The following is a 6642-nucleotide window of genomic DNA, read 5'->3' on the forward strand; positions in this document are numbered from 1 at the left end:
TTGAGTTATTTGTTTAGGCAACAGGCACAAGGCAAAGAGTATTAAGATGTTTTTTAATAACCACAGCCATGCTTTTTCCAAAGCCCACCGCCGAAAGCCGTTACCTGACAGCCCAATGCCCAATCATGCAATCTCACTAAACAAGCAAATATTGACAGGCTTGTTGCCTCAAAAGTCGGCATATTTCTGAATTCTTTTGTTGGATGTTTGCTTAACAAAAGTGTTCATGATAATTTCGACCTAATATTTTTATTTTTTATCTCAAACGGGCTGATTCCAATGACCCTACAAGAACAATTAACCCAAGATGCTATTGGGTTGTTAAAACAATTGATTGCTACGCAGTCGTTTAGTCGTGAAGAGGACAAAACAGGTGATATTCTTGAAGAGTTTTTCAGAGAAAGAAATATCCCTTTTAGAAGAAAAATCAATAACCTGTGGGCACGCAATCAGCATTTTAATCCCGAACTTCCTACCGTATTACTCAATTCCCATCATGATACTGTAAAGCCTAATCCAAAGTGGACACTTGACCCTTTTGAGCCTATAGTTCAGGAAGGGAAATTGTTTGGTTTGGGGAGCAATGATGCAGGTGGTTGCTTGGTAAGTCTTTTGGCAACCTTTTGTTACTTTTATAATCGTAATGACCTAAAATATAATGTCTTATTTGTAGCGTCGGCCGAAGAAGAGATTTCTGGAATAAATGGTTTGGAATTGTTACTCAAGGACAATGACTTGCCAGAAATAGACTTTGCTATCGTTGGCGAACCTACACAAATGCATTTGGCAATTGCCGAAAAAGGTTTGATGGTTGTAGATTGTATTGCACACGGAAAAGCTGGACATGCAGCTCGTGAAGAAGGTGACAATGCGATTTATAAAGCAATCAAAGATATTGAATGGATTAAAAACTATCAGTTTCCGAAAGTTTCTCCAGTACTTGGTCCTATCAAAATGTCGGTAACGGTCATAAATGCGGGTAAGCAACATAATGTAGTGCCAGATAGCTGTACTTTTACCATTGACTGTCGTGTAACGGAACAATATACTTTAGAGGAAATATTAGAAACCATTCGTCAAAATATTGAATCAGAGGCTAACCCTCGCTCTATTCGACTCAAACCTTCCTCTATTGCAAAAGAACACCCAATCGTTCAGGCTGGGTTGGCATTAGGTCGTGAAACGTACGGTTCACCCACGACTTCAGACCAAGCGGTTTTGTCTTGTCAATCCCTAAAACTAGGCCCAGGACATTCGGAGCGTTCACACACAGCAGACGAATTTATTTACCTTTCTGAAATAGAAGAAGGAATTGATTTGTACATCAAAATGTTGAAACAAACGATAATATAATTAGTGAATTGTGAATGAATGCTGTACGAAGGATTTTCAATAATTGCGGATTTGGGATTTCTGATTTCGGAAATAAAGTAAAATACCTCTATTTTTTACAAAACATAAAAGATTATAATTCCGAAATCCAACATCCGATATCCGAAATAGACAGTTTTAGAATCCTTCGTACAGTTCTGATTGTGAATTGTGAATGAGACCAATTGGTTATTGTTTAGTCCAATGGAAGCCCAAATTGTATTAGTACCCAAATTAGACATCTGAGCCATCCTAATAATCGTGAGTAGAATTTTCAATTTAAAAATCACTCATTCACAATTCACTAATTCACCATTCACTAACTAACTCATCCCCATTCCAACACTTAAAACTCAATATTCAAAATGAGTAAGCTTTGGCAAAAAGATAATACTTCTGTTAACGAGAAAATAGAAAAATTTACCGTAGGTCGTGACCCAGAGTTTGACCTATTATTAGCTGAATTCGATGTATTGGGCTCTTTGGCACATACTCGTATGCTCGAAAGCATTGGCTTGCTCGAAGCTGATGAGTTGGCCCAGGTACAATCTGAATTGAAAAATATTTATCAAGGTATCCAAAACGGTGAATTTGTCATCGAAGAGGGTATCGAAGATGTTCACTCGCAAGTAGAATTGATGCTTACTCGTCAATTGGGCGAAGCTGGGAAGAAAATCCACTCGGGTCGTTCTCGCAATGACCAAGTTTTGGTCGATTTGAAGCTTTTCACAAGAGCACGTTTGCAAGAGTTAGCAGAATCCACTTTCCGTTTATTCGACTTGTTGACAGAACTTAGTGAGCGCTTCAAAAGTGTTTTGTTGCCAGGCTATACACACTTGCAAATTGCCATGCCATCGTCATTTGGTTTGTGGTTTGGGGCTTATGCCGAAGGTTTGGTTGACGACATGGAAATGTTGCAAACAGCCTATCAATTAGCCAACAAAAATCCCCTTGGTTCGGGCGCAGGATATGGTTCTTCCTTTCCTTTAAACCGCACCATGACAACGCAATTGTTGGGCTTTAACCATTTGCATTACAATGTGGTATATGCTCAAATGTCGAGAGGAAAAACTGAGCTTTTTGCAGTAACAGCTATCGCTCAGATTGCCTCTACGTTATCTCGTTTGGCAATGGATATTTGTTTGTACAATTCTCAGAATTTTGGTTTTATCAAACTCCCTGACGAAATGACAACAGGTAGCTCTATTATGCCTCATAAGAAAAACCCTGATGTGGCAGAATTACTACGTGGAAAGACCAATAGACTAAAAGGACTTCCCAATGACATTATGCTAGTAATGAGCAACTTGCCTTCTGGATACCACCGTGAAATGCAGATTTTGAAAGAGGTATTAATGCCTGCTTTTGACGAAATTTTGAGTTGCTTGGATATGACACATTTTATGTTGTCAGGTATTCAGGTAAAAGAAGGTATCTTGGACGATTCAAAGTATGATTTATTGTTTTCGGTAGAAAGAGTCAACGAATTGGTACTGCAAGGTGTGCCTTTTAGAGAAGCTTACAAAATTATCGGAAACGAAATCAACTCAGGAGAATACAGCCCAAATCGCAATTTACAACACTCACACGAAGGAAGTATAGGCAACCTTTGTACAGCAGAAATTACAGCGATGATGGAAGAGGTAAAACAAAAATTTGGTTTTGAAAAAGTAGAAAAAGCCATAGCAGATTTACTCGCTTAAGTTATTTGGTGATTGAGTGATTATTTTAAAAAAGTTAATAGTTAACCGTATATCAGTTACTAGTATATACTTACCAAAGTGAGTCATATACTTTCTTTCTTCAATTAAAATAATCACTCAACCACAAATCACTAAATAAGTTTTCTTTGTTTTATCAAAAAGAAAACTATACCTGCGATATACAGCAACCAAGCTACTAGGGCTACTTTTGTACCCATACTCACATAAGGCGCCTCATACTGAAGCGATATTTGGTGATTTCCTGCTGATAATGGAATACCCATAAAACCAAAACTCACTTGCTCGATTTTCTGCTCTTTCCCATCTACCAAAGCTTTCCAGCCGATGTCAAACGGAATACTCCAATACAACAACTGAGAAGTTTGTAACTTGATGTTTCCCTCGATATGATTATCCGAAAATTGAGTCATGGTAAAAGGATTAGCTTTTCGGGCAACAATCGCATCATTATATTCTACCCCATTTAGCGTACTCGTTGTATCTGCTTGTTGGTAAAGCGACAAGCCTAATTCCTTCCCTTTTTCTTGACTCAAAACACAAGCATGTAATAATACTTTTTGTCTGGCAAATGGCGAAAGTTGTTCAAATGTCTTTTCGTCGGCATATTGGTTATAGGTAAAAGCCAAAGGCAAAGCATTATTATTTTTCAATACCTTCACCTCTCCTACTGTGTCAACTGGTGTAAAGCCTTGCGGACGCAAATCCATATTTGGATTTTTAATCAGAACATATTTCACTGCATTTACACTTTCCAGCAAGGTATTTCCTCCTAATCCATTTACCCATCTTGTGCTAAATTCATCACCCTTTTTCACTAAACCCATGCCTAACAAAAAGCGTACATAATTAACTTGGTTGAACGAAGAATAACACGAAGTCCCATAGTAATCTTGTAGTTTGGCATCATTGAGCCCAGCGAAAATCGCAGGACTTGAGGCGTAATCTTTATCTATTCGGTAAAAAGAGGTATCTGATTTTTTGAGGCGAGCTACAGCTTCATTGGTAGCATCTTCAAACAACGAACTTTTATCTTTATACTCCGAAACCGAAGCTGCATTACGACGATTGAGTGCGGGATTATCCAAAAACAGTATTTCTGCAATGACCAGTACCAAAGCCCCAATTTGAGCCATATTTTTTAGAGAAGAACGACTCAATAAATACAAAATACCAGCTTGTAATACTACAAAAAAGCTCACCAAAGTACGTAAACGACTATTTATATTTTCTTTTGGTATTTCATACGGTGCATACAACACAAAGAGTAATACCACCAAAGTTGCGCCCAGCACCACAAGATTAATTTCTGATTTTTGTACAATTTGGGAAATACCACGATACGCCAAAAACAATAAGAATATTACAATAAAAAAGCCCGCTGTTCGATAATAATCACCCGAAAACAACCAGAAGGCATATCGAAAGTAAGGAAAAGTTAAAATTAAAAAACAAGCAAATGCAATTGCGCCATAAATAATCACCTGACGACGAGTAGCCAAAGCAAAAGCTTGAGGTGCTGCCACAAGTGTTAAGATACCAGCATATAGCACAGGCGCCTCCATGTAGTTTTGCCATCCTCGATAATCAGAGCCTGTACCTAATAGGTCGTTCGAGAAAAAGCGTAGAAATGCAGAGGCCGTCTGTACGCCATCCGACATATCGAATGGCGACGCCGCCGAAAGGGTATCAAAATAAGATACGCCACCAGCCACACGTGGACTTTCGATAATTTGATAAATATTGCTTGGTAAAATAAAACCAGCCAAAGCTAAGCCCAAAATACCAAATCCTACCAAACCGAGCAGTTGTAGCAGTAATTGCGATACAGGTTTTGAAGCATCTTCAAAATGGCGTACCAAGGTATATATCAAAATCAAAACACCGTACAAGTACAAATAAAAAGGTTGATGAATGGCAATCAGGGCGATACTCAAAGGGAAAAAGTACCATTTGCTTTTCCCAATCCATTGTTCCAACGCAAAAAGTAAGAACGCTGCTTGATATACTTCGGTTGGATATTTGTTTAAATCCCAAGTACTACAAACAATCAAATAGCCACAAAAAGCATAGCTCAACGCACCGACAGTTGAAGCAAACTTATGTAATTGAAGACTTTGTAAAAAAGCATAAAAGAAAGTGGCTGCTAAAAATATCTCTATCACTACCACCAACACCAAACTACCTGCTATGTTCTCTTTTCCGAATAAAAACAACACACTTGTTGCAATGGGGTCTAACCAAAATGGATTGATATTTTGCCCCATCCCAGCCTTAAACGACCATGCAGGCATACCTTCGGACTTGATATAATCGGCATAATGCATCAAGTTGGTATAAATAATATTGATAGAATCGGCGCCAAGGTCGAGAAACAAAAAGTATTTTTTATGAAAAAGATAATCCTTGAAAAGAATTACCGAAATCAGAAGCACGCAGCCCCAAAGTAAACCAAACCCTTGCCAGACTGAAAATTTATCAAAAATTGAAATGACTTCAGACCTAATTTTAGGCGCATCTTTGGGCTCGGATACAGATTGAATTTTAGTTTTAGAAGTTTTAGATTTTGCCATCAGCGGATTGATAATAAATGAGTTGGATTTGAAATATTGCTGAGAGTGTAAAATAAAAATATTACTCTCAAACCAAAAACACTTGCGCCAAATTTATGCCAAAGTAAGAATAGTTGAGCCTTTTTTCAGTATTTTGCGTTATAGAGTTAGCTTTAGGCAAAATAGGAATGAAATTAGAATTTAGTAGCTAGGAAATTAAATAGTCTCTAAAATCGTTTTATTGTAAGTCTAAATATAGGTTTGTCGTTCAACCTTTGACTATTGTGCCCTGATACACTAAAGAAATTGCCCATACAAAATGAATCCATCACCTCAAAATCCCAATAAATTTCAATCTTGGCTCAAAAAATTGGGTCTAGCAGGTTTTCTTTTTTTCCTAATCAAAGGACTTCTTTGGCTGATTATTCCCTACTTGATAGCAAAAGGATTTTTTAAATAAGGAATAACTTGCATTAGGCTTTAGGCTGTATGCTGTAAAAATGGCTTTCGACTTTCAGCAATGGGCTTTCGGCAAAACATATTTGTATTTACTAAAAAACATGTTAGAACTCTTTGCCTAGTGTCTGTTGACTTGACTTAAAGCTTTCAGGTAACGACTTTCAGCAATGGGCTTTCGGCAAAACATATTTGTATTTACTCAAAAACATGTTAGAACTCTTTGCCTAGCGCCTGTTGACTTGACTTAAAGCTTTCAGGTAACGGCTTTCAGTAATAAGCTTTCGGGAAAACATATTTGTATTTACTCAAAAACATGTTAGAACTCTTTGCCTAGTGCTTGTTGACTTGACTTAAAGCTTTCAGGTAAAGACTTTCAGCATTGGGCTTTCGGCAAAACATATTTGTATTTACTAAAAAACATGTTAAAACTCTTTGCCTAGTGCCTGTTGACTTGACTTAAAGCTTTCAGGTAAAGACTTTCAGAAATAAGCTTTCGGCAAAACATATTTGTATTTACTAAAAAACATGTTAAAACTCTT

Annotated in this window: 3 protein-coding genes; 2 read left to right on the top strand and 1 reads right to left on the bottom strand. The window is 37.4% G+C overall.

Going from position 1 to position 6642, the window contains the following annotated elements; genetic code table 11:
* Positions 1 to 279 precede the first annotated feature (279 nt).
* Both ACOVQ4_RS10425 and argH read left to right on the top strand, forming a co-directional pair.
* Positions 280 to 1353, top strand: coding sequence for a M20 family metallo-hydrolase (locus tag ACOVQ4_RS10425; protein ID WP_421820583.1), 1074 nt, complete (start codon positions 280 to 282; stop codon positions 1351 to 1353).
* Between the two features lie 383 nt (positions 1354 to 1736).
* Positions 1737 to 3074 (top strand): argininosuccinate lyase, encoded by a 1338-nt coding sequence (argH, locus tag ACOVQ4_RS10430; protein WP_095160254.1) that lies wholly within the window; start codon positions 1737 to 1739, stop codon positions 3072 to 3074.
* A 131-nt stretch (positions 3075 to 3205) separates the two neighbouring features.
* Here the strand turns inward: argH and ACOVQ4_RS10435 are convergent, their stop codons facing one another.
* The gene (locus ACOVQ4_RS10435) at positions 3206 to 5665 is read right to left on the bottom strand and encodes a YfhO family protein (RefSeq protein WP_421820584.1); all 2460 of its coding nucleotides are present in this window, start codon (positions 5663 to 5665) and stop codon (positions 3206 to 3208) included.
* Positions 5666 to 6642 lie beyond the last annotated feature (977 nt).

The sequence above is a fragment of the Flectobacillus sp. genome, from assembly GCF_049240685.1.
GTDB lineage: Bacteria > Bacteroidota > Bacteroidia > Cytophagales > Spirosomataceae > Flectobacillus.

Excerpts from the sequence above, each read along its gene's own strand:
- ACOVQ4_RS10425 (WP_421820583.1), top strand. The coding sequence starts at position 280 with ATGACCCTACAAGAACAATTAACCCAAGATGCTATTGGGTTGTTAAAA.
- argH (WP_095160254.1), top strand. The coding sequence starts at position 1,737 with ATGAGTAAGCTTTGGCAAAAAGATAATACTTCTGTTAACGAGAAAATA.
- ACOVQ4_RS10435 (WP_421820584.1), bottom strand. The coding sequence starts at position 5,665 with ATGGCAAAATCTAAAACTTCTAAAACTAAAATTCAATCTGTATCCGAG.